General features: G+C 57.7%; 19 protein-coding genes. 11 read left to right on the forward strand and 8 right to left on the reverse strand.

Annotated elements, in window-relative coordinates:
* Positions 1 to 109 precede the first annotated feature (109 nt).
* The 6 genes from FAES_RS03270 (at position 110) to FAES_RS03295 (ending at position 5,261) form a co-directional block, all read left to right on the forward strand.
* Positions 110 to 988: a secreted repeat of unknown function gene (locus tag FAES_RS03270; protein ID WP_015329768.1), complete on the forward strand. Its 879-nt coding sequence runs from the start codon at positions 110 to 112 to the stop codon at positions 986 to 988.
* 47 nt (positions 989 to 1,035) lie between these two features.
* On the forward strand, positions 1,036 to 1,611 hold the full coding sequence (locus tag FAES_RS03275; protein ID WP_015329769.1) for an RNA polymerase sigma factor: 576 nt from the start codon (positions 1,036 to 1,038) through the stop codon (positions 1,609 to 1,611).
* Complete coding sequence (locus FAES_RS30295; RefSeq protein ID WP_041257480.1) at positions 1,592 to 3,208, forward strand: hypothetical protein; 1,617 nt, start codon at positions 1,592 to 1,594, stop codon at positions 3,206 to 3,208. The genes FAES_RS03275 and FAES_RS30295 overlap by 20 nt, the downstream gene beginning before the upstream one ends.
* An 83-nt stretch (positions 3,209 to 3,291) precedes the next feature.
* Positions 3,292 to 3,843 (forward strand): QcrA and Rieske domain-containing protein, encoded by a 552-nt coding sequence (locus FAES_RS03285; RefSeq protein ID WP_015329771.1) that lies wholly within the window; start codon positions 3,292 to 3,294, stop codon positions 3,841 to 3,843.
* A gap of 105 nt (positions 3,844 to 3,948) precedes the next feature.
* Entirely contained in the window at positions 3,949 to 4,650 is a 702-nt protein-coding gene (locus tag FAES_RS03290; protein ID WP_015329772.1) for a hypothetical protein, read from the forward strand.
* Positions 4,651 to 4,727: 77 nt separating this feature from the next.
* The gene (locus FAES_RS03295; protein WP_015329773.1) at positions 4,728 to 5,261 is read left to right on the forward strand and encodes a YceI family protein; all 534 of its coding nucleotides are present in this window, start codon (positions 4,728 to 4,730) and stop codon (positions 5,259 to 5,261) included.
* 86 nt (positions 5,262 to 5,347) lie between these two features.
* Here the strand turns inward: FAES_RS03295 and FAES_RS03300 are convergent, their stop codons facing one another.
* Together FAES_RS03300 and FAES_RS03305 are read right to left on the reverse strand one after the other, a co-directional pair.
* The gene (locus tag FAES_RS03300; protein WP_015329774.1) at positions 5,348 to 6,886 is read right to left on the reverse strand and encodes a S41 family peptidase; all 1,539 of its coding nucleotides are present in this window, start codon (positions 6,884 to 6,886) and stop codon (positions 5,348 to 5,350) included.
* Positions 6,887 to 7,104: 218 nt separating this feature from the next.
* Positions 7,105 to 8,055, reverse strand: coding sequence for a DUF2279 domain-containing protein (locus FAES_RS03305; protein WP_015329775.1), 951 nt, complete (start codon positions 8,053 to 8,055; stop codon positions 7,105 to 7,107).
* 183 nt (positions 8,056 to 8,238) lie between these two features.
* Here FAES_RS03305 and scpA point away from each other — a divergent pair, with 183 nt between their 5' ends.
* The 5 genes from scpA to FAES_RS03330 all read left to right on the forward strand — a co-directional run bounded on the left by scpA (position 8,239) and on the right by FAES_RS03330 (position 12,834).
* Entirely contained in the window at positions 8,239 to 10,488 is a 2,250-nt protein-coding gene (gene scpA / locus FAES_RS03310; protein ID WP_015329776.1) for a methylmalonyl-CoA mutase, read from the forward strand.
* 54 nt (positions 10,489 to 10,542) lie between these two features.
* Positions 10,543 to 11,265: an RluA family pseudouridine synthase gene (locus FAES_RS03315; protein ID WP_015329777.1), complete on the forward strand. Its 723-nt coding sequence runs from the start codon at positions 10,543 to 10,545 to the stop codon at positions 11,263 to 11,265.
* A 102-nt stretch (positions 11,266 to 11,367) separates the two neighbouring features.
* Entirely contained in the window at positions 11,368 to 11,670 is a 303-nt protein-coding gene (locus tag FAES_RS03320) for a Dabb family protein (protein WP_015329778.1), read from the forward strand.
* Between the two features lie 55 nt (positions 11,671 to 11,725).
* Positions 11,726 to 12,127, forward strand: a complete 402-nt coding sequence (locus tag FAES_RS03325) for a ketosteroid isomerase-related protein (protein WP_015329779.1) — start codon at positions 11,726 to 11,728, stop codon at positions 12,125 to 12,127.
* A gap of 104 nt (positions 12,128 to 12,231) precedes the next feature.
* Complete coding sequence (locus FAES_RS03330; RefSeq protein WP_015329780.1) at positions 12,232 to 12,834, forward strand: GNAT family N-acetyltransferase; 603 nt, start codon at positions 12,232 to 12,234, stop codon at positions 12,832 to 12,834.
* Here the strand turns inward: FAES_RS03330 and FAES_RS03335 are convergent.
* The 6 genes from FAES_RS03335 to hpt all read right to left on the reverse strand — a co-directional run bounded on the left by FAES_RS03335 (position 12,831) and on the right by hpt (position 18,918).
* Positions 12,831 to 14,153, reverse strand: coding sequence for a sensor histidine kinase (locus FAES_RS03335; protein ID WP_015329781.1), 1,323 nt, complete (start codon positions 14,151 to 14,153; stop codon positions 12,831 to 12,833). The genes FAES_RS03330 and FAES_RS03335 overlap by 4 nt on opposite strands.
* Positions 14,150 to 14,476 carry a circadian clock KaiB family protein gene (locus FAES_RS03340; protein WP_015329782.1) on the reverse strand — a complete coding sequence of 109 codons (327 nt, stop codon included), beginning with the start codon at positions 14,474 to 14,476 and terminating at the stop codon, positions 14,150 to 14,152. The genes FAES_RS03335 and FAES_RS03340 overlap by 4 nt, the downstream gene beginning before the upstream one ends.
* A gap of 1 nt (position 14,477) precedes the next feature.
* Positions 14,478 to 14,783 carry a circadian clock KaiB family protein gene (locus FAES_RS03345; RefSeq protein ID WP_015329783.1) on the reverse strand — a complete coding sequence of 102 codons (306 nt, stop codon included), beginning with the start codon at positions 14,781 to 14,783 and terminating at the stop codon, positions 14,478 to 14,480.
* 85 nt (positions 14,784 to 14,868) lie between these two features.
* On the reverse strand, positions 14,869 to 16,581 hold the full coding sequence (gene kaiC, locus FAES_RS03350; RefSeq protein WP_015329784.1) for a circadian clock protein KaiC: 1,713 nt from the start codon (positions 16,579 to 16,581) through the stop codon (positions 14,869 to 14,871).
* A 116-nt stretch (positions 16,582 to 16,697) separates the two neighbouring features.
* Positions 16,698 to 18,344, reverse strand: coding sequence for an ArnT family glycosyltransferase (locus FAES_RS03355; RefSeq protein ID WP_015329785.1), 1,647 nt, complete (start codon positions 18,342 to 18,344; stop codon positions 16,698 to 16,700).
* A gap of 40 nt (positions 18,345 to 18,384) precedes the next feature.
* Positions 18,385 to 18,918: a hypoxanthine phosphoribosyltransferase gene (gene hpt / locus FAES_RS03360; RefSeq protein WP_015329786.1), complete on the reverse strand. Its 534-nt coding sequence runs from the start codon at positions 18,916 to 18,918 to the stop codon at positions 18,385 to 18,387.
* Positions 18,919 to 18,975 lie beyond the last annotated feature (57 nt).

Here is an 18,975-nt window from a genome sequence, read left to right on the forward strand (position 1 = left end):
GCTCCCTGCCCCGAGCCCCCGCCCCAAGTCCTTCGTCCAAAAACTTTTCCTGCCGACGCAACCGGCGGCGAAGGCTTTCCGTACAGCGTAATGAACCGGTTCAACTGTCATGTTTCTCTCCGAAAATCAGTTGAAAATTATGCTGTACAAACCTTACTTTTTCCGTTCTTTTCTGGTGGCTATGCTGTCGACGGCTTCGCTCGTTGCTGCGCTGACAGCCTGTAAGAAAGACACCGAAGCGACGCCCGGTCCCGATATTCAGGTCAACCCGACCTCGCTCGGCAACGTCATCACCGACCAGAATGGACGAACGCTGTACTTCTTCGCGCCGGACGTCACGGGCAAATCAGCCTGCTCGGGTCAGTGCCTGGATACGTGGCCCATTTTTTACAAAGAAACGCCTACCTTGAGTACGAGTCTTGCTGCGGCGGATTTCACAACCATCACCCGCGCCGATGGCAGTAAACAAACCGCTTTTCAGGGTTGGCCGCTGTATTATTACAAAAGCGATACGAAAGCAGGCGACGTGCTCGGCGAGAATGTCAATAAGGTCTGGTACGTAGCCAAACCCGACTACACGGTGATGATCGCGTCGGCGCAACTCGTGGGTAACGACGGTAAATCATACACGAAAGACTATAAGGAAGGCACCGGGTCGACGCTCTACTTCACCGATGCAGGCGGCAAAACGCTGTATGCTTTCGCCAATGACAAGAAAGGAACGAACAACTACACCAAGGCCGACTTCAGCAACAACGCGACCTGGCCCATTTGGGAAGGTTCGGCGATCAAGTCGATTCCGTCGATCTTGAAAGCGAGCGATTTTGCTACGACCACGGCCGCCGGTCGCACACAACTTACGTATAAAGGGTGGCCGCTCTATTATTTTGGTCCGGATGCCGGTCAGCGTGGTGTTACCAAGGGCGTTAGCGTACCCAGGCCGGGTGTGTGGCCCATTGTGTATGTCGACTCCCCGGATGCGCCCTAGTCAGTTGCTTCTGATTGCTTGATTTATAACGCTTCGACGCTCGTTTTATGGCGAATCCGCCGTCCATACAGGCTCTACCTGACTTGCTGGCAGGCTGTCTGCGCCATAACCGGCGTAGCCAGGAGATGCTCTACCGGCAATTCTATGGCTATGCGATGAGCGTCTGCCTGCGCTACACGCAGACCCGCGAAGAAGCCGTGGAAGTGCTCAACGATGGATTCCTGAAAGTGTTTACGAAGCTACACCAATATGATCCGGCGCAACCCTTCAAGCCCTGGCTGCGCCGGATCCTGATCAACACCGCTACCGACTATTACCGGCAGGCCGCGCCGCACTATTACCAGAACGACCTGCACGCCGCCGAACACCTGATGAGTCAGGAAGCCGACGCCCTGAGCGGGTTGAGCCATGAGTACCTGCTGTCGTTGGTACAGCAACTGACGCCAGCCTATCGGATGGTGTTCAACCTGTATGCCATTGATGGGTACAGCCACGACGAGATCGCCACGCAGCTAGGTATCTCGGTGGGGTCGTCGAAATCGAACCTGGCGCGGGCGCGGGAAAATCTGCGGCTGTTGCTACAAAAAAAAACGAGCGATGAGTATGGAAGAGTGGCCCGATAACCATCTGGACGAACTCTTCAGAAAATCAGCTGAAGAGTTCGACGCGCCCTTCGATCCGGCCGACTGGACCGATATGTCGCGCCGACTGGATGACTACGACCGACGTACCTGGTTTGACCAGATTAGCCGGTGGGGCGGCATTGGGGCCATGCTGCTCTTGTTGTTGGGGGGACTCGGTTGGCTAATCTACGTACCTAAGGCGGCTGGTATTCATCAGCAAGGGGCAATCAAGACCAGCCCGGTACCACGACAGGCCGCCGCGTCCACCCCGCTCTCTGAAGCGGACCGAGCATTGACTCGGGAGCCGGCTAAACCGCAGGCAACAGCGTCAGAAGCTACGTCGCTTCCCGCGCCTGTTGCGTCGGGAAACGATGAGTCGCCTACATTGGCACTAAATAAGTCCAACCCCGCAACGGCTAACCAGCCTACCTTAACCGACAAGCCAACCTCCACTGCGCCTGTTCGACAGCCAATAACACAGCCTGAAACGTCGCCCCTGACCTTAGCCGACCGGCCGCTTGCTACTCATGCGGGCGAGCCAGTCGGTACGGCGGGGAAGCCGTCGCGGCTCACGCTGACGAATCGAGTGGCCCGCGCCAAACGAACTGGACGGCAGCCGGGCACGGGGATGATGGACGCGCTGGTGCTGGCTAAAACGTGGCCCGGAGCCCCCGATCGAGCGGCGACGAAGAACGTACCTGCACGCGCTACTCTGGAGGTGCCCGGTACAGACGTACACAGCACGAACGTACCCGGTAAGGACGTACCCGGTATGGATGTACCCGGTATGGATGTACCTGAGGCGCCTGTGCCGGCCGAAACGCCGCTGGCGACGGATGCCCGTTGGTTGCCTGCCCTCTCGGCGGCGAGCAGCCTGAGTAGTGTCGTAGATCGTCCTTTGAAACAGGCGGTCGAGGTACAGGAAGTGGCTGTTGAGCGGCCCGCTCGTCGGCCAACACCCCGGCTATCGCGGTTCAGCGTGATGGTGTTCGCCTCGCCGGACCTAAGCAGCATCGGGCTAAAAAACTTCGATCGACCAGGAAGCAACATGGGCGTGTCGGTGCAATACCAGCTCACCGATCGCCTGAGCTTGCACACTGGCGCCATGCTCAGCACCAAGCGGTACCAAACGTATTCAGATGAGTATGTATGGCCTAACCCGCCGCTACATAGCCATTTCTATCTAGTTCCGCAGGAGATCGATGGCGTTTGTAAAATGATTGACTTGCCGCTGAACCTGCGCTACGATTGGCTATTGCGGCCGCGTGGCGACGGACGTGCCCCGGCCCGCTGGTTTGCTACGGCCGGCATGACGAGTTACTTCATTCAACGAGAAACCTACACCTATGAATTTGCCGATCCGACCGACCCACGAATCGGGATGAATACCGGTTGGGATAACCAAAAAGCGGGACGGCCGGGTGGGTCGTTTGGCTTCAGCAACATCAACGTGTCGATGGGATACGAACGGCCTATTACCGGTCGTTTATCCTGGCAGGTTGAGCCGTTCATGAAAATCCCGCTCAAAGGCGTAGGTGTTTTCCGGGTGAAACTGATCAGCACTGGCGCGTTTATCGGTCTTCGGTATCGCTTCTAACCGCCTTATCCAATGTAGTAACTGCCCTTTCTTCTCTAATTAACTGTATCAACACACGATTGCCCCTTAAACGTCAGCCTGTTATGAACAAAAATAGCCAGTCCGTCGATACCGATCCGATCAACGAATCAGCCGCCATCTCACGGGGCGATTTCATGCGCAGCCTTGGTCTCAGCTCCGCCGCCCTGATGGCCTTCTATTGCATGGGCACTACGCTCTCGTCGTGCAAATCGAGCGATCCCGCACCGACCACGCCCACTATCCCCAGCACAGGCGGAAGCGGGAGTAACGGGCTTACCGGCAACGCCACCACCTCTGCCGGCGCCATCAACTTTACGCTTGACCTCACCAACAGCAACGTCGTTGGCCTGAAAACGGCGGGCTCAGCCCTCAAAGTGGGCGACGTGTTTATTGCCAACGCCAAGAGCGGATATGTAGCCCTGCAACGGTTGTGTACCCACGAAGGGCAGGACTTGCTCGCTTATCGCTCCGGCAGCGACGACATCGTTTGCTCAGCCCATGGTTCCGAATTCAAAACCGACGGGTCGGTCAACAAAGGGCCCGCTGCTACGGCACTCAAACGGTATACGGCTACGCTATCGGCTGATGGCAATACGCTGACCGTAAAAGCCTGATCCGTAAACCCGTTTCGTACACACGCCCCGTCTGTCGGTCTGCGCTCCAGCAGACACAAGACACTGAGACGGGGCGTGTGTCGCCTACATAACGCTTAGTCCTACATGAGTATGATTCGCTCCTTTTTAGTCGGCCTGTTGAGCTGCTGTGCGTTTTCGATGGTACAGGCGCAGGACAGTACCAAAGTAGCTGCCCCCGCAACGGCCGTTACGGATACCACCCGCCCCGCGGCGGAATCGGCCGACGCGCTGCTGTCCAGCCTGACTGATTCCATTGCCGCCCCTCCGTTGCTGCCCGACCATATGCTTCTTACCCAACGGGTGTTTTGGGGTAAAAAAGGGCTGGTGCGTCTGGTCGGTGCGTCGCCCCCTACGGTGGAAGGCCGTGAAAAGGAACTGAAGGTTCGCCGGACCATGCTGAGCCTGCATCAGATTGGCGGCTTTGTCACGCTGGCGGGCTTCATCGCGCAGGGAATCATCGGTTCGCAACTATACAACGCGAAAGGGAACGACTATTCGCGCATCAAAGAACTGCACGAAGGCATGGCCACGGCGATCAACATTGCCTACGGCACAACGGCGCTGCTGGCGCTGACGGCCCCGCCCCCGGCGGTTGGGCAGCGGCGTGGTCTCAGCACCATCAAGCTGCACAAATACCTCGCGATTGTTCACCTGGCGGGCATGGTGGCGACCAACATTCTGGCCCATCAGATTGAAAAGGATTTCACCCTGAAGCCCTATCACCGCGCGGCTGCCTACACCACCTTCGGGGCGTTTGCGGCCTCCATCATCGTCCTGAAATTTTAATAGATGTGCGCCTTTGTCGTCAGTTAACGCCAACAGTCTGTTGACTGCTGACAAAGGGCTATTGTCTCTGCCAACTCATGAAACTCCTTGCGCTGCTCCTGATCTGTACCGCGTTTGCCCCCCTCGCGCCCAAAAAACTCGTTGCCGATAAGGCCAAATCTACGGTGACGTATGCCATGAAACACCCCATGCACGATTGGGAAGGGGTAAGCCGCGACGTCAATGCGGCACTGGTCATTGACGATGCCACCAAACAGGTGCAACAGGTGGCCGTGGTGGTTCGGGTGGCGTCGTTCGACAGCCAGAACCAAAACCGCGACTCGCACATGGTGGAGGTGCTCGACGGCCTCAAATACCCCAACGTGACGTTCACGAGCCAGGACGTAAAAACGAATGCCGACGGTTCACTGACGGCTACCGGCAAGCTGACGTTCCACAACGTGACCAAGCCCGTGACCATCCAGGCCACCCGCCGCGACCAGAACGGCCAATGGCAACTCGACGGCCAATTCACTGTCAAGCTGACGGATTATGCCGTCGAGCGGCCCACCCTGCTGGCTGTTCCCACCGACGATCAGTTCAAACTGTCGTTTTCGATTTTGTTTAAATAAGCGTGGGACATAGGGCTCGGTGCGCGGGGTAGCCAAGTCGTTACTCCATGCCCCGAGCCCCGAGCCCCGAGCCCCACGCCCTATGCTCATTTAAGCGCTTCCAGGGGGCCGCCGGTAGTAGCCCGGACGGCCGAAACCCCCTCTTTGATGAGCAGAAGGGCCTGATGCAGCGTGTAGTTGCGATTTTGCAGCAAATCGTCATACGAGCGCGACGTCGGGAAATCGGGCTCGATGGTGAAACCGTTGGCGTGGTCAGCTGCGACGGCATGCACCAGTTTTTTCAGCGGCAAACGGACCTGGATCTGCGAGTGGGGGAGGGTGATGTATTTAAACTGACCCGCAAAGTCGCCCCAATAGGCACCACCGCAAGCTTCGCCCACAAACGTACCCCGGCCTGCGTCGAGCGTTTTAGCCAGCACTGAAGCCGCCGCCGAAAACGACGACCCGTTCATCAGCAGGTACAGATTACCCCGGAACGCCAGCTTTCCCGCTGGCCGAAACCGCTTCCGGGCCACCCGGTTGGCAAACCAGCCCCGGCCGTCATCTTTGTAATTCATGCTGAAATTCAGCACCGACAGCGGATTCCAGCGCGTAACAATTTCGGCGCGGGCCGCCCGTTTCATGTGTTCGCCCTCCATTACCGTAAACGGTTCGGGCAGCCAATATTGCAGCAGCCGCGCTGAGTTGAGTACCGCTCCCCCGCCGTTGTTCTGCAAATCGACGACCAAATTCTTGACCCCGGCAGCCTGAATCTGTTGAAATGCTTTTTTGAGGCGCCGTTTGAATTGCCATTGGAACGGATCGAAGCCGCGCGGGTTCATAAACGACGACACACGCAACACGGCGGTGCCGCTGAGCGAGTCGACTAGCCGGACGCTGAGGTTAGGCTGGCGCAGGTCGGGCTGTTGCTCAAAGTCGCGGCGGTAGCGCTGAGCCAGCAGATTCCGAAACCGTTCCGACGTAGGGCAGGCCAGTCGGGTTTGGCGCGTGAGCGTGTCGTTGGGCAGTCGGTAACGTACCTGCACCGTGTCGACGGAGCCGTACCAGGCGGCGTAATAATCGGCAAACTGGGTGAGGCTCCACTGCTCGCGGCCACTTTGGTTATCGCCGTCGGAGCCCGAGCGGTCGCCATCCATCAGTACCTTGTGAATGATGGCCACCGATTTGCCCTGGATCGACAGCAGTTCGGTGCCGCGCCGCAACGTGGTATCTTCCGAGGCGTTGTGGCTGATGTAGTACCGGCCATCGACCTGCCGAATGTAGAACGGCACATAGTGGGTGGTGCGGTTGAGGTAGCCGTTGCGGTGGTTGAGGTTCGTGTGCCCGTCTTTAAGGCTGCTTACGTAGGGAGCTACGTACCTGAACAGCGACAGGTAGTCGATGGGCGCATCGAGGTGATTGTACAGTGAGTCGAAAAGTTGCTCCATGCGGGCCTCGGGCGTGTAGTAACCGATGCCGGGATGATAGGTTTTCAACTGCCGCCGCAGGTACAGCATGTCTTCATGCGCCTGATCGGGGGTAAAGGTTTGGGCTACCGACGAAGCCACGCAGCAGGTGGCGAAAATTAGTATCAGTAACCCCAGACGAGCCAGAGGCCGCCGGGTGATCTGAAATAAGAATCGCATGGTTAGGTTAAAACAAGAGGAAGCCCGTAGGCTAATTATTTTACGGTCCTCTAAACTAATCGAAAACAGAATAAAATACAAAGCATACCGAAATAATCGGCTTTATATACGGTGTGTGGCAGGTATAGCCGAAGATTGTAGTAAGAATAGTCCTATAATCGATGTAGGTATAGGTAATTAACGCTATCGTTAAAAAAACAAATTGCTCAGAATCTCACTCAAAAATAAATCCACCAAAAGCGTGGTTTTGGCCCGATTTGAAGCGTCGGAGCTGGTACTTTGATGTAGCTCAGGCAATGCAGTACAGTCTTCATCAGTGGTCGCCGCGGCTTGACTAGTTTGACCAGATCTATGTCGGGCGCCAGATACCATTCCCAGCGGCCGCCTTCGCCGGTGCGGCCAATGCTCCAGGTTTCGGCCTCAAGGCCAGCGCCAATTGATAGCTGTAGCCAGTCAGGCCACACCCGCTCGAATCGGTGGCCGCCCAGGTGCTCGGGTGAAAACGAAAACCAATAAGTCTGATTGATGTAATCGTCGATGCTGAACGCCTGCGTTTTGATACCCCGATGATCGAAATACTTGTCGGTGCGCTGCCAGTAGCTCGCCTTCCACTGACTGTCGCGCAAAAACGCCGACTGTTGTTGCGCCATCGGCCATAATCCGCCCAGTGTACCTGCCGTTACGTCGGCCCAGCTAAAACCATAGCGCGGTGAGAACCCGTCTTTGAACTCGATGCTTAGCTGCACAAACGCCGCTGCCCCGGCCGCATACCAGGCGGCGCGCTTCGGGGCCATACCCGCCCAGCTAAAACCCGCGTAGTAGGCGTCGGCGGTGAACACGCCTCCCAATAGGTGCCCCAGCTTATCGACGTTACTGGCGTACCGAAAGTCGCGCCCGTTGTCGAAGTGAAAGCGAGTGTAGCCCTCGCGCCACCATTTGTTTTCCAGGTATACGTAGGTGGCTCCCAACGCGAGTACGGTGGTGCCGCCCAGTAGCTGACGGCGTTTCCGTTGGGTAACAGCGGTCGAATCCGTAGCGAGGTACGTTGCCTGCCCGCTCCCTGTCGAGTCGGTAGGAATTGGCGGGTAAAGCGCATCTTGTGCCCAACTGGTCAGTGGTATAAGGAGTTGGCCGAGCAGCAGGTACGTTCTAAAGCGGTGGGTAACCATAAGCCGTGCGTAAAAACCACTAAAGGTAGCGGTTAAATCAACCAAATGGGGTCAGGCGGTGCGTAAGGCCGGGTACGTTCCGACAGGATGGAGCGGCATCACGAATGTGCGCCGAAAGCCGTTATTTTGGGTTAGCTTATCGGCGGGTCTGCCCGCCCGTTTTTCCTGATCAGCCCTACTGCCATGCGCCCTGACTTCACCAACCTACCGTCTTTCCCCGTTTCATCGCCTATCCCGGCCAGCGCGCCGCCCTTCACCACGGCGGAAGGCATTCGGCTGAAGCCCCGCTTCACGCAGGCTGATGCCCCGTCGGAACTGGCAGGCTGGCAGGCGGGGATACCGCCGTATCTGCGCGGTCCCTACGCCAGCATGTATGTGCGCCAACCCTGGACTATCCGGCAATACGCGGGTTTCAGCACTGCCGAAGCGTCGAATGCGTTCTATCGGCGTAACCTGGCGGCGGGGCAGAAAGGGTTGTCGGTTGCGTTTGACCTGGCCACGCACCGGGGCTACGATTCGGACCATCCGCGCGTGGTGGGCGACGTGGGCAAGGCGGGCGTTGCCATCGATTCGGTCGAGGACATGAAAATCCTGTTCGACCAGATTCCGCTCGATCAGATGTCGGTGTCGATGACCATGAACGGGGCGGTGTTGCCCATTATGGCGTTTTACATCGTAGCGGCCGAAGAGCAGGGCGTTTCGCCCGAGAAACTGTCGGGCACGATCCAGAACGACATTCTGAAGGAGTTCATGGTGCGGAACACCTATATCTACCCGCCCACGCCGTCGATGCGGATTATCGGCGATATTTTTGCGTACACGAGCCGCCACATGCCGAAGTTCAACAGCATCAGCATCAGCGGTTACCACATGCACGAGGCGGGCGCACCGGCCCATCTGGAGCTTGCCTACACGCTGGCCGATGGCCTTGAATACATCCGCACGGGGCTGGCGGCAGGCATGAGCATTGATCAGTTTGCGCCACGCCTGTCGTTTTTCTGGGGTATTGGCGTGAACCACTTCATGGAGATCGCCAAAATGCGGGCCGGCCGGGTGTTGTGGGCATCACTCGTGCAGGGGTTCGGCCCCCAAAATGCCAAGTCGCTGGCGTTGCGCACTCACTGCCAGACGTCGGGTTACAGCCTCACCGAGCAGGACCCGTTCAACAACGTAGCCCGCACAACCATCGAGGCGCTGGCGGCGGTGTTGGGTGGCACCCAAAGCCTGCACACCAATTCGCTGGATGAAGCCATCGCCTTGCCCACCGATTTTTCGGCGCGTATCGCCCGCAACACGCAGCTCTACCTCCAACACGAAACCGACGTCACCCGCGCCGTTGACCCCTGGGGTGGCTCATATTATGTCGAATACCTCACGAAGGAACTGATCGACAAAGCCAGCGCTCTGATTGACGAAGTAGAACAACTGGGCGGCATGACGAAAGCGATCGACACGGGCCTGCCCAAACTGCGCATCGAAGAAGCCGCCGCCCGCAAGCAGGCCCGTATTGACAGTGGCCGCGACGTGATCGTGGGTGTCAATAAATACCGCGCCCAGACCGAGACAAACATTGAACTGCTCGAGGTTGACAACCAAGCCGTACGCACCAGTCAGATCGAGCGCCTGCGCCAGGTACGTGCCACCCGCGATCAGGCCAAGGTGCAAGCCGCGCTAGCCGCACTGACGGCGGCGGCTAGTACCTCACCCCCCGGCCCCCTCTCCTTAAAAGAAGGAGAGGGGGGGATCTCTGGTAGTGTGGAAGCGGCGTTCGTTCCTTCTGACTTCTCCCCCTCTCCTTCTTTTAAGGAGAGGGGGCCGGGGGGTGAGGTAAACCTCCTCGCCTTGGCTATCGAAGCGGCGCGCCACCGGGCTACGCTGGGCGAAATTTCGGATGCGCTCGAAGCGGTGTTCGGGCGGCACAAGGCAACCATTCGGGCCGTATCGGGTGTGTATCAGGCAGAGGTATCCGACGATGAGAACTTTCGGCTGGCGCGTGAAATGGCCAACCGCTTTGCCGAGGAGGAAGGACGCCGCCCCCGGATGCTGGTGGCCAAAATGGGACAGGATGGCCACGACCGGGGTGCCAAAATCATCGCGACCAGCTTCGCCGATCTGGGCTTCGACGTGGATATGGGGCCGCTGTTTCAGACACCAGCCGAAGTAGCCCGGCAAGCTGCCGAAAACGATGTGCACGTCGTTGGGGTGTCGAGTCTGGCGGCAGGCCATAAAACGCTGGTGCCGCAGCTCATTGACGAACTCCGCGCGATTGGCCGCGACGACATTCTGGTGATTGCCGGGGGCGTTATTCCGGCGGCCGATTACCAGTACCTCTACGACGCGGGCGTGAAAGGCGTCTTTGGCCCCGGCACCGTTATTTCCATCGCTGCCCAGAAGATCCTAAGCGAACTGATGGAAGCAGGTGTGTCGGACTGAGGACGGGGCGAAGCGGGGCGGGTGTTACTGGCGTAAACGCCGTACCTTTGTGGTATGAAACTGAATTTCGCCGACCTCATTCTGTATGAGGACGATGACTATATCCTCATCAACAAGCCGCCGCACGTAGCCTCGCTCGACGAACGCACGACCGATAAGGCGGGCGTCAGCATTCTGCGGCTGGCTAAAGCGTACAGCGACGACGCCCAACTGGCGCACCGGCTCGACAAGGAGACCTCAGGTACGTTGGCGATTGCCAAACACCCGGAGGCCTACCGGCATCTGGCCATGCAGTTTGAACACCGCGAAGTGGCCAAGCGCTACCATGCCATCACCAATGGCGTCCATAATTTCGAAGATATTTCGGTCTACCTGCCCATCGCCCCGAGCCGCGATGGTACCCACGTGAAGATTGACCGGGAAAAGGGCAAGGTCGCCGAAACCATCTTCAACACGCTGCGGGCCTACCGGATCAATACGCTGGTGGAATGCATGCCCATCACGGGCCGGATGCACCAGATTCGCGTGCACCTGATGTGCCTGAAAGCACCTATCGTGCAAGACACCACCTATGGAGGTAAACCCGTTTTTCTGTCGCAGATCAAGCGCGATTTCAATCTGAAACAGGAGACCGAAGAGCAGCCGCTGATTCAGCGGGTGGCCCTGCACGCCCATTCGCTTACCTTTACCAAACTAAACGGCGACGAACTGACGGTCGAATCGCCCTATCCGAAGGACTTTGCCGCTTTGGTAAAACAACTTGAAAAAAATAGTTAATCAGTGATGAGGAGTAAATGATGAACGATACGCTTAGGTGTCAACTACCTTATCGCTCACCACTTACCCCTCCTCATTTTATTGCTCATCACGTTTCATCTCATGTTCATTCATTCTGTTTACTTCTGGCTGGCCCGCCCCGAATCCGACGAGGACCGGGCCGCTCTGAAAGCGGGCCTCGAGTCATTGCGGGGCGTGGAGGCCATTCAGGCCGCACAAATTGGAACGGCAGCGGCAACCCGTCGGCCCGTTATCGACCACAGCTATGACTTTGCGTTGCTGCTGACCTTCGCCGATGAAGCGACGCACGACATCTACCAGGAACACCCGATCCATCTGGCGTTTGTGGATAGCTGCAAACACCTCTGGAACCGCGTTCAGATTTACGACGTAGAGGTGAAATAAATTAAGTCCACCGTCCAATGGTCACTGTATGCCCGTTGAACGGTGGAATATTTCTATGACTTCACACGATACCGTAGCGGCGTATTATGCCGCGTTTAACCGGAAAGACTGGTCGGCTATGCTGGCGCTGCTGAGCGACGACGTTCGGCATGACAGCAATCAGGGCTCGTCGCGTACCGGTAAAGACCTCTTTACGCAGTTTCTTCAGCATATGGACGACTGCTACGACGAAACCCTTACTGACCTGGTGATTCTGACGAGTCCGGCGGCGCCTTCGCGCGTAGCCTGTGAGTTTGTCGTCAACGGGGTGTATAAGAAAACCGATGGTGATCTGCCCGAAGCCCACGGCCAGACCTACCAACTGCCTGCCGGTTCGTTTCTCGACGTGACCGATGGCAAGATTACCCGCGTTACCACGTATTACAACCTCCCCCTTTGGGAATCGCTGGTGGCTTAAAACGGATGAATAATGGATACTGTAGAATGGCTCCGCTAGCCTGACAACGCTTCGTTAGCGACGCCCGTCATTCTACACTATCCATTATTCATTCTCCTTTCCCCATGGCTGATCTGACCTTTCGGCGTTATACGGGTGCCGGTTTTCGGGCGGTGTTCGAGCCGTTGGCGCGGCTGCGGATCACGGTCTTTCGTGACTTTCCGTACCTCTACGAAGGCTCGATTGCGTACGAAACAACGTACCTGGAAACCTACGCCCGCTCAGCGCGTTCGCTGCTGTTTGCCGTTTTCGATGGTGATGAGCTGGTGGGGGCTACTACCTGCCTGCCGCTGCTCGACGAAACGCCCGAGGTGCAGGCACCTTTTCGGAAAGCCCACTACGCCCTTGACCAGGTCTTTTATTTCGGGGAAAGCATTTTGCTGCCTCGCTACCGGGGTATGGGTTTAGGGCATCGTTTTTTCGATGAACGAGAGGCGCACGCGGCCAGCTTCGGCACGTACCCAACCACGTGCTTCTGTGCCGTACAACGCCCCGCCGACCATCCGCTCCGCCCGGCGGGTTACAAGCCACTCGATGCGTTCTGGCTTAGCCGGGGTTACCATCGGGAAGACCGCCTCCAAAGCACCTTTAGCTGGCCCGATATTGGCGAAACCACCGATACGGACAAGCAGATGGTTTATTGGGTACGGACGATGCCGCGACCCTAAGCCGGTAGGTAGAGCTTGAAGGTTGACCCCAGACCAGGCTTGCTTTCGGCCGTGAGTTCACCCCGATGGTTGTTAGCAACTTTGCGACATATAGCCAGCCCAACGCCGCTGCCGGGATAATTCCGGCGGCCGTGTAGTCGTTGAAAGACCTGAAAAATACGGTCGAGGTACTTCTCGTCGAACCCAATGCCATTGTCGGTCACGCTGATCTCGTGGAAGACCTGATCGGGTACTGGGCTGGGCGGAATCGTATGCTGCACCGAAGCGGGTAACTCGGCCATCGACACGCGGCGGGCGGTAAGCTGAATATGCGGCGGAACGTCGGTACGATGGAATTTCAAGGCGTTACTCAGCAAATTCTGGAATAGCTGCCGAAGCTGTACTTTATCGCCCTGTACCACGGGTAAGTCGGTGCATTCGATCTTGGCTCCCCATTCCGACACGGCTACCGAGAGGTCATCGAGCACATCGGTCAGCAGCGCATCGAGCGGGACGGGCCTAAACGGTACCTGCTGCGTCGTCAGCCGCGAATAATCGAGCAAATCTTTGATCAGCAGCGTCATGCGGGCGGCGGCGGCGTTCATGCGTGTGATCAGGTCGTGGCCTTCATGGCCCAGACTAGCCCCGTAGTCGGCCTTCAGTAGCTCACCAAACGACCTGATTTTGCGAAGGGGCTCCTGCAAATCGTGGCTGGCCACGTAGGCAAACTGCTGGAGGTTATCATTCGACAGGTTGAGTGCGTTATTGCTGATTTCCAGCGCGCGGTTGGCCCGTTTTAGCTGATCGTTGTTGAGCGAGAGCAGTTGCTGGGTTTCTTTCTGGCTCGTCAGGTCGGTGATAATAACGCTTAACGACGGGCCTTCGTCGAGGTCGAGGGCCGTTACCGACAGCAAACAGGGAATGGCGTGATCGGTATGGTCGCAAAGCGTCATCTCGACGCGGTGTTTGTCGGCCCAGCCCATCTCGACGAGCTGCTGATAGGCAGAGGCACTCTCAGAAGCCACAAAGCTGTCGAACGGGAGACCGATCACCTGCGACAGGGGAAGCCCCACCATCGAGGCAAACATGGAGTTGCCGTACACGATCAGGCCACCGGCGCTCAGCGTGACGGCCCCTTCGTTCATGGTTTCGATAAAAACCCGGTAGGTCTGATCGGCCGTTTTCAGGGTGTAAAGCTCGTGCCCGTCGTCGCCCGTTACGACCAACGCATCGACCTGACCCGTACGGATGGCGTGGATCGTCTCGGTGGCTTCTTCCAACTGCTCGCGCAGCCGTTCGTTCTCAGCCAGAAGCTCGTCGTAAGTCAGGGTTGCGTTCATGCAAAAGGGGCAGCTAGGCCTAATCCCTGGAGCACCTTTTCGGTATTCGACATATCACCGATCAGCCGCCGCTCGGGCAGGGGTAAGCGTTTGATCAGCAGCGGTAAGGCAATGATCTGGTGCCGTTCGGCTATGTCGCGCTGCTGATGCACGTCGATAACCTCCAGTGCGTAACGCCCGGGCAGGTACGTCTCGCAAAGCTGTTTAAGGTTGGTAATGGCCCGCACCGAGTTGACCGAAGCCCCCGTTACAAATAGGCTGAGCTGATAGGGCGCGTCGCCGTTTTCAGGGGTGGGTTCATCGGTTGGGTCGAGGGTATTCATGTTAAGACGTTGCCGGGCGAATGTTCAGCCCAACCAGTACTTTTTCTTCATTCGACAGATCGCCGATGATTTTCCGAATCGGTTCGGGCACTTTTTTAACCAGCGTCGGCACGGCCAGAATCTGATCACCTTCGGCCAACTGAGGGTGAATCAGCAGGTCGATTACTTCGATGACATAATTATCCTTCAGGTTGTTTTCGCAGTATCGCTTGAGGTTGGCCAGCGCCGCCACGGATTTTGGTGTGTTACCAGCAATGTAGAGCCGCAATTCCCAGATGGTATCCTGCTCATTTGTATTCGTATTCATTCCCTTGGACGTGTGTGCTATGGTGAAAGTGCAGAGATGCGCAAGCTGACCCCCGATCGAGTAACTAGCGGGTTGGCGCCCCTGTTTACTCGTCTTTATGGCGGTTGCGGGTAAGCTGCTCTCGGTTCTTCTGCAAAATTTCTTTCCGAAGCTCGTCCTCGATGTAGGTTTTATTTAGTTCGTCCTGAACCGATTCGAACTCTTCGCGCAGGCTGGCAATCTTTGATTCGAGGACCAGCTTTTTGCGTTCAATTTCCCGGTCTTTTCGGGTAACCGCGTGGTCGCGCAGGGCCTCGCCGGTATATTCCTGTAGTTGCTGGGCTTCGCGCGCCGAACCAGTCAGGACGCCCTCGGGGCCGAGGTACACATCGACCAGGTCCACGCCATGATCGGTAATGACAAACTCGCGCACCTGGTTGGAGTGTTTCATGCCCCGCGCCTTCATCACGTAGAGGCCCCGATTGCGTTCGCCGTTCGATTCGATGTCGCGCACCAGGAGCCACGTATCCACCAGCGACGCGACGCCTTCGTCGGTCTGTTCCTCAACGACGGTGTTGCGGGTCAGGGCCGTGAAGAGCACCGTAATCTGCTGTGCCTGCAAGAAGTCGATGAGCCGGATCAGCATCGATTTTACCTCGCTCATCGACCCCACCGTGATGAGGTTCGTGATCGGGTCCAGAATGACGACCCGGGGCTGAAGGGTTCTGATCAGCTTGTGGATGACCGTCAGGTGCATTTCAAGGCCGTTGAGCGTGGGGCGCGAGGCGTGGAAGGTCAGCAGCCCGGAGTCGATGTGAGCCTGTAAGTTGAGCCCAATTGAGCCCATGTTGCGGATGATCTGCTGCGGCGACTCTTCAAAGGCGAAGAAGATGCAACGTTCGCCGCGTAGGCAGGTTTCGTTGGCGAAGCTGCCCGCAATGCTGGTTTTGCCCGTACCGGCCGTGCCCGAAACCAGGATGCTGCTGCCCCGGAAATAGCCTTTGCCATCGAGCATCCGATCGAGCGAACTGATCCCCGACGAAACCCGGTCGGTAGATACGGCATGATCGAGGGTAAGCGACGTAACGGGCAGCACCGAAATGCCGTCTTTGTCGATCAGGAAAGGGTATTCGTTGGTGCCGTGTACCGAGCCCCGGTATTTGACGATGCGGAGCAGGCGGGTCGAAATCTGATTGTCGACCCGGTGATCGAGCAAAATCACGCAGTCGGAGACATATTCTTCCAGGCCGTGCCGGGTCAACGTACCTGCGCCGCGCTCGCCGGTGATGATGGCCGTCACCTGCTTTTCTTTCAGCCATTCAAACAGACGGCGTAACTCCGCCCGCAGAATGCCCTGATTGGTGAGGCCCGAAAACAGGTTTTCGATGGTGTCGAGCACCACACGTTTGGCGCCGATGCTGTCAATGGCGTAGCCAAGCCGGATAAAGAGCCCGTCGAGATCATACTCGCCGGTTTCTTCGATCTCGCTGCGTTCGATGCGCACGTAGTCGAGCTTGATGCGCTTGTCGTTTTGAAGCTGCTGGAGGTTAAACCCCAGCGAAGCCACGTTGACCGCGAGCTCGTCGGCTTTTTCTTCGAACGCCATAAAAACGCCCGGCTCGTCGAACTCCAGTGCACCGCGCACCAGAAATTCCATCGAAAAGAGGGTTTTGCCGCAGCCAGCACTCCCGCAGATGAGGGTGGGCCGTCCTTTGGGTAAGCCACCTCCGGTTATTTCGTCCAGCCCGACTATGCCGGTGGGCGTTTTGGGTAGAGCCTGTAAGGGAAAAGAGGAATCCTTAGCGGAAGTAAGGGACATTTAGATCGAAGGCATGTGTCCTCAACCACCTATCGGCTAAGGTGGTTAAAGATAACAAATCGCCACGAGCTTTCCCCACGGCGCTGCTCACCCAAACCGGAAAGGGCTTCAACGGCCTACTTCCGCTCAAAGAGGACATATCCGTTTTCTTCGCGGATCAGTCGCAGGTTGGGATTAGCGCGGTACTGATCGGCCACGGTGATCTTGGTAATCAGGTACGTTGGCTTATCGACCGGACCGTTGAGGAGGTAGTCCGACTGGCGCGTTTTGGGGTTTACAGGGGGCTGCTTGCGGAAGTAAAACAGCTGCGCGTAGCTTTTGTAGCCGATTGGTTCGGCATAAACGTCCTGCCCCTGCCGCTCGGTGTAAAAGCGCACAACGGCTCCCTGCACGTACTCTTCAATTTTGGGAACGATCAGCGCCAGATACAACCACAGGCAAACGGCCGTAGCGCCAAACAGGGCCCAGATGGGGCCGGGGAGGCTGTTCTCAGGTACGTTGTTGCGCCGGGCCCGGACAAAGTGCCCCAGCCGGATAATGGCTGTGAGCAGCACCGCCAGATACGCCAGCCCGATAATCCATTCCCAGCCGCCCCAGGTTACGTTGGCTTGCAGGTTGGCTACCGCAAAGGGGTCGTTGATGTATGGTATCAGCATGGCTTTGAACCGACCCACCACGGGCAGGGCCGTCAGCAGCAATCCGAGCAGGCCACCAATCAGCAATAGCCCGGCGGTTAACCAGCGGTTCCAGGCCACGCGGCCCGCCAGCAGGTCGGCGATGTGCCGGGCGGCCAGGTACGAGACCGGGAACCAGGCCATGCTCGAATAATGCACGATTTTGGTTTTGACGATCGAAAACAGGATCATCACCACCCAGAAAAGCACCACCATCCAGAGCCGGAAGTCGCGCGGGTCGGTTGAGGCGGTGAGGTAGCGGATGGCGAAAATCGACAGCGGAAAACAGCCCACCAGCACCACCACGAAATGGTAGTAGAACGGCTGCCCGTGGCCGGCGTCGGGCGTGGAGAAGAGCCGAATCTGGTACTCGATAAACTCCTGCAAAAACCAGGGGCCATTCTGGATAATTTCGAGCCCAAACCACAACGAGGCAATGCCCAGTGCGATGCCCACGGCCAGCAGTGCGTGCCCAAACCGGAGCAGCGGCCTGAACCGCGCCAGCGCCCACACGATGCCGAACGTGAGGCCCGCCAGCAGAGCGCCCACTGGCCCTTTGGTCAGGATGGCCAGCCCAACAAAGAGGCCCGCCAGGGCGGCGAGTTGGCCCGCTTTCGGTTTGTCGTGGCGTTGGGCGGCCAGGTACGTATACCAGACGCCCAGGAAAATGAAGAGGTTGAACGTGGGGTCGATGATGCCCGTTTTGAAGTACAGGTGCGGGGTGAGCGCGCCCAGGTATCCCACTGCCCATAACAACCCGAAGCGCGGGCCGTGCAGGTACGTTCCCACGCGGTAGAACGTCAGCAGCGTGGCGATGCCGATGAGGGCATTGGGCAGCCGGGCGGCATATTCGCCCACGCCCAGCCAGGACATGGCCGTTGCCTGAAGCCAGAAAAACAGCGGTGGTTTTTCCCAGAACGGCTCAAAGTTAATCTGCACACGGGCGAAGTTGCCCGTTACGAGCATCTCCCGCGCCGATTCGGCAAAGTTGATCTCGTCCCAGTCGAACAGGTGAACGCGGCCCAGAAAAGGCAGGTAGAAAAACGCGCCCAGGGCCAGAATAAGAAGGGGGTAGTGACGTGAATTCATCCGTAAATCCGCAACGATAGCAGGGCAGGGGCGTGCGCCGTTACGGTTGTTCCAGTACAAAAATGGCCTGCGTATTCCGGCCTAGCCCGTCGTAGTCGAGGCCGTAGCCCACCACAAACTGGTTGTCGATCTCGAACCCGACGTAGGTCAGGTCGAGCGGCGTTTGCAGGGCGGCGGGCTTGAACAGCAGCGTGGCGATGGCGATGGACGCCGGTTCTTTCTCGTTGAGTTGACGCAGCACTTCCTGCATGGTCAGTCCGGTATCAACGATGTCTTCGATCACGATCAGGTCGCGGCCGGTGATTACTTCCGATAGCCCTAGGATCTGCTTGATCTGTCCCGTCGAATGGGTCTTATCGTACGACGCCACCCGGATAAACGTGATCTCGCAGTCGATGGTGAGGTTCTTGAGCAGGTCGGCGGTAAACAGCACGGCCCCGTTCAGTACGCCCACAATCAGCGGTCGGCGGTTGGCATAGTCGCGGTTGATTTGCTCGGCCAGCTCGGCAATGCGGCTCTGAAGCGTATCACGATCAATAAAAGGGACAAACGTTTTGTCGAGTATCGTCAGCATAGCCCCAAAGGTACACCGAAACAAAAAGCGCCGTTCGTGTATTCCGAACGGCGCTTC

This window comes from Fibrella aestuarina BUZ 2 (assembly GCF_000331105.1).
Lineage (GTDB): Bacteria > Bacteroidota > Bacteroidia > Cytophagales > Spirosomataceae > Fibrella > Fibrella aestuarina.

What these genes read in the sequence shown, in the direction of transcription:
- FAES_RS03285 (WP_015329771.1), top strand. Translation starts at nt 3,292, where the DNA reads ATGAACAAAAATAGCCAGTCCGTCGATACCGATCCGATCAACGAATCA.
- FAES_RS03355 (WP_015329785.1), bottom strand. Translation starts at nt 18,344, where the DNA reads ATGAATTCACGTCACTACCCCCTTCTTATTCTGGCCCTGGGCGCGTTT.
- FAES_RS03315 (WP_015329777.1), top strand. Translation starts at nt 10,543, where the DNA reads ATGAAACTGAATTTCGCCGACCTCATTCTGTATGAGGACGATGACTAT.
- FAES_RS03340 (WP_015329782.1), bottom strand. Translation starts at nt 14,476, where the DNA reads ATGAATACCCTCGACCCAACCGATGAACCCACCCCTGAAAACGGCGAC.
- FAES_RS03270 (WP_015329768.1), top strand. Translation starts at nt 110, where the DNA reads ATGTTTCTCTCCGAAAATCAGTTGAAAATTATGCTGTACAAACCTTAC.
- FAES_RS03290 (WP_015329772.1), top strand. Translation starts at nt 3,949, where the DNA reads ATGAGTATGATTCGCTCCTTTTTAGTCGGCCTGTTGAGCTGCTGTGCG.
- FAES_RS03325 (WP_015329779.1), top strand. Translation starts at nt 11,726, where the DNA reads ATGACTTCACACGATACCGTAGCGGCGTATTATGCCGCGTTTAACCGG.
- scpA (WP_015329776.1), top strand. Translation starts at nt 8,239, where the DNA reads ATGCGCCCTGACTTCACCAACCTACCGTCTTTCCCCGTTTCATCGCCT.
- FAES_RS03335 (WP_015329781.1), bottom strand. Translation starts at nt 14,153, where the DNA reads ATGAACGCAACCCTGACTTACGACGAGCTTCTGGCTGAGAACGAACGG.
- kaiC (WP_015329784.1), bottom strand. Translation starts at nt 16,581, where the DNA reads ATGTCCCTTACTTCCGCTAAGGATTCCTCTTTTCCCTTACAGGCTCTA.
- FAES_RS03330 (WP_015329780.1), top strand. Translation starts at nt 12,232, where the DNA reads ATGGCTGATCTGACCTTTCGGCGTTATACGGGTGCCGGTTTTCGGGCG.
- FAES_RS03345 (WP_015329783.1), bottom strand. Translation starts at nt 14,783, where the DNA reads ATGAATACGAATACAAATGAGCAGGATACCATCTGGGAATTGCGGCTC.
- FAES_RS03300 (WP_015329774.1), bottom strand. Translation starts at nt 6,886, where the DNA reads ATGCGATTCTTATTTCAGATCACCCGGCGGCCTCTGGCTCGTCTGGGG.
- FAES_RS03305 (WP_015329775.1), bottom strand. Translation starts at nt 8,055, where the DNA reads ATGGTTACCCACCGCTTTAGAACGTACCTGCTGCTCGGCCAACTCCTT.
- FAES_RS03320 (WP_015329778.1), top strand. Translation starts at nt 11,368, where the DNA reads ATGTTCATTCATTCTGTTTACTTCTGGCTGGCCCGCCCCGAATCCGAC.
- hpt (WP_015329786.1), bottom strand. Translation starts at nt 18,918, where the DNA reads ATGCTGACGATACTCGACAAAACGTTTGTCCCTTTTATTGATCGTGAT.
- FAES_RS03275 (WP_015329769.1), top strand. Translation starts at nt 1,036, where the DNA reads ATGGCGAATCCGCCGTCCATACAGGCTCTACCTGACTTGCTGGCAGGC.
- FAES_RS03295 (WP_015329773.1), top strand. Translation starts at nt 4,728, where the DNA reads ATGAAACTCCTTGCGCTGCTCCTGATCTGTACCGCGTTTGCCCCCCTC.
- FAES_RS30295 (WP_041257480.1), top strand. Translation starts at nt 1,592, where the DNA reads ATGGAAGAGTGGCCCGATAACCATCTGGACGAACTCTTCAGAAAATCA.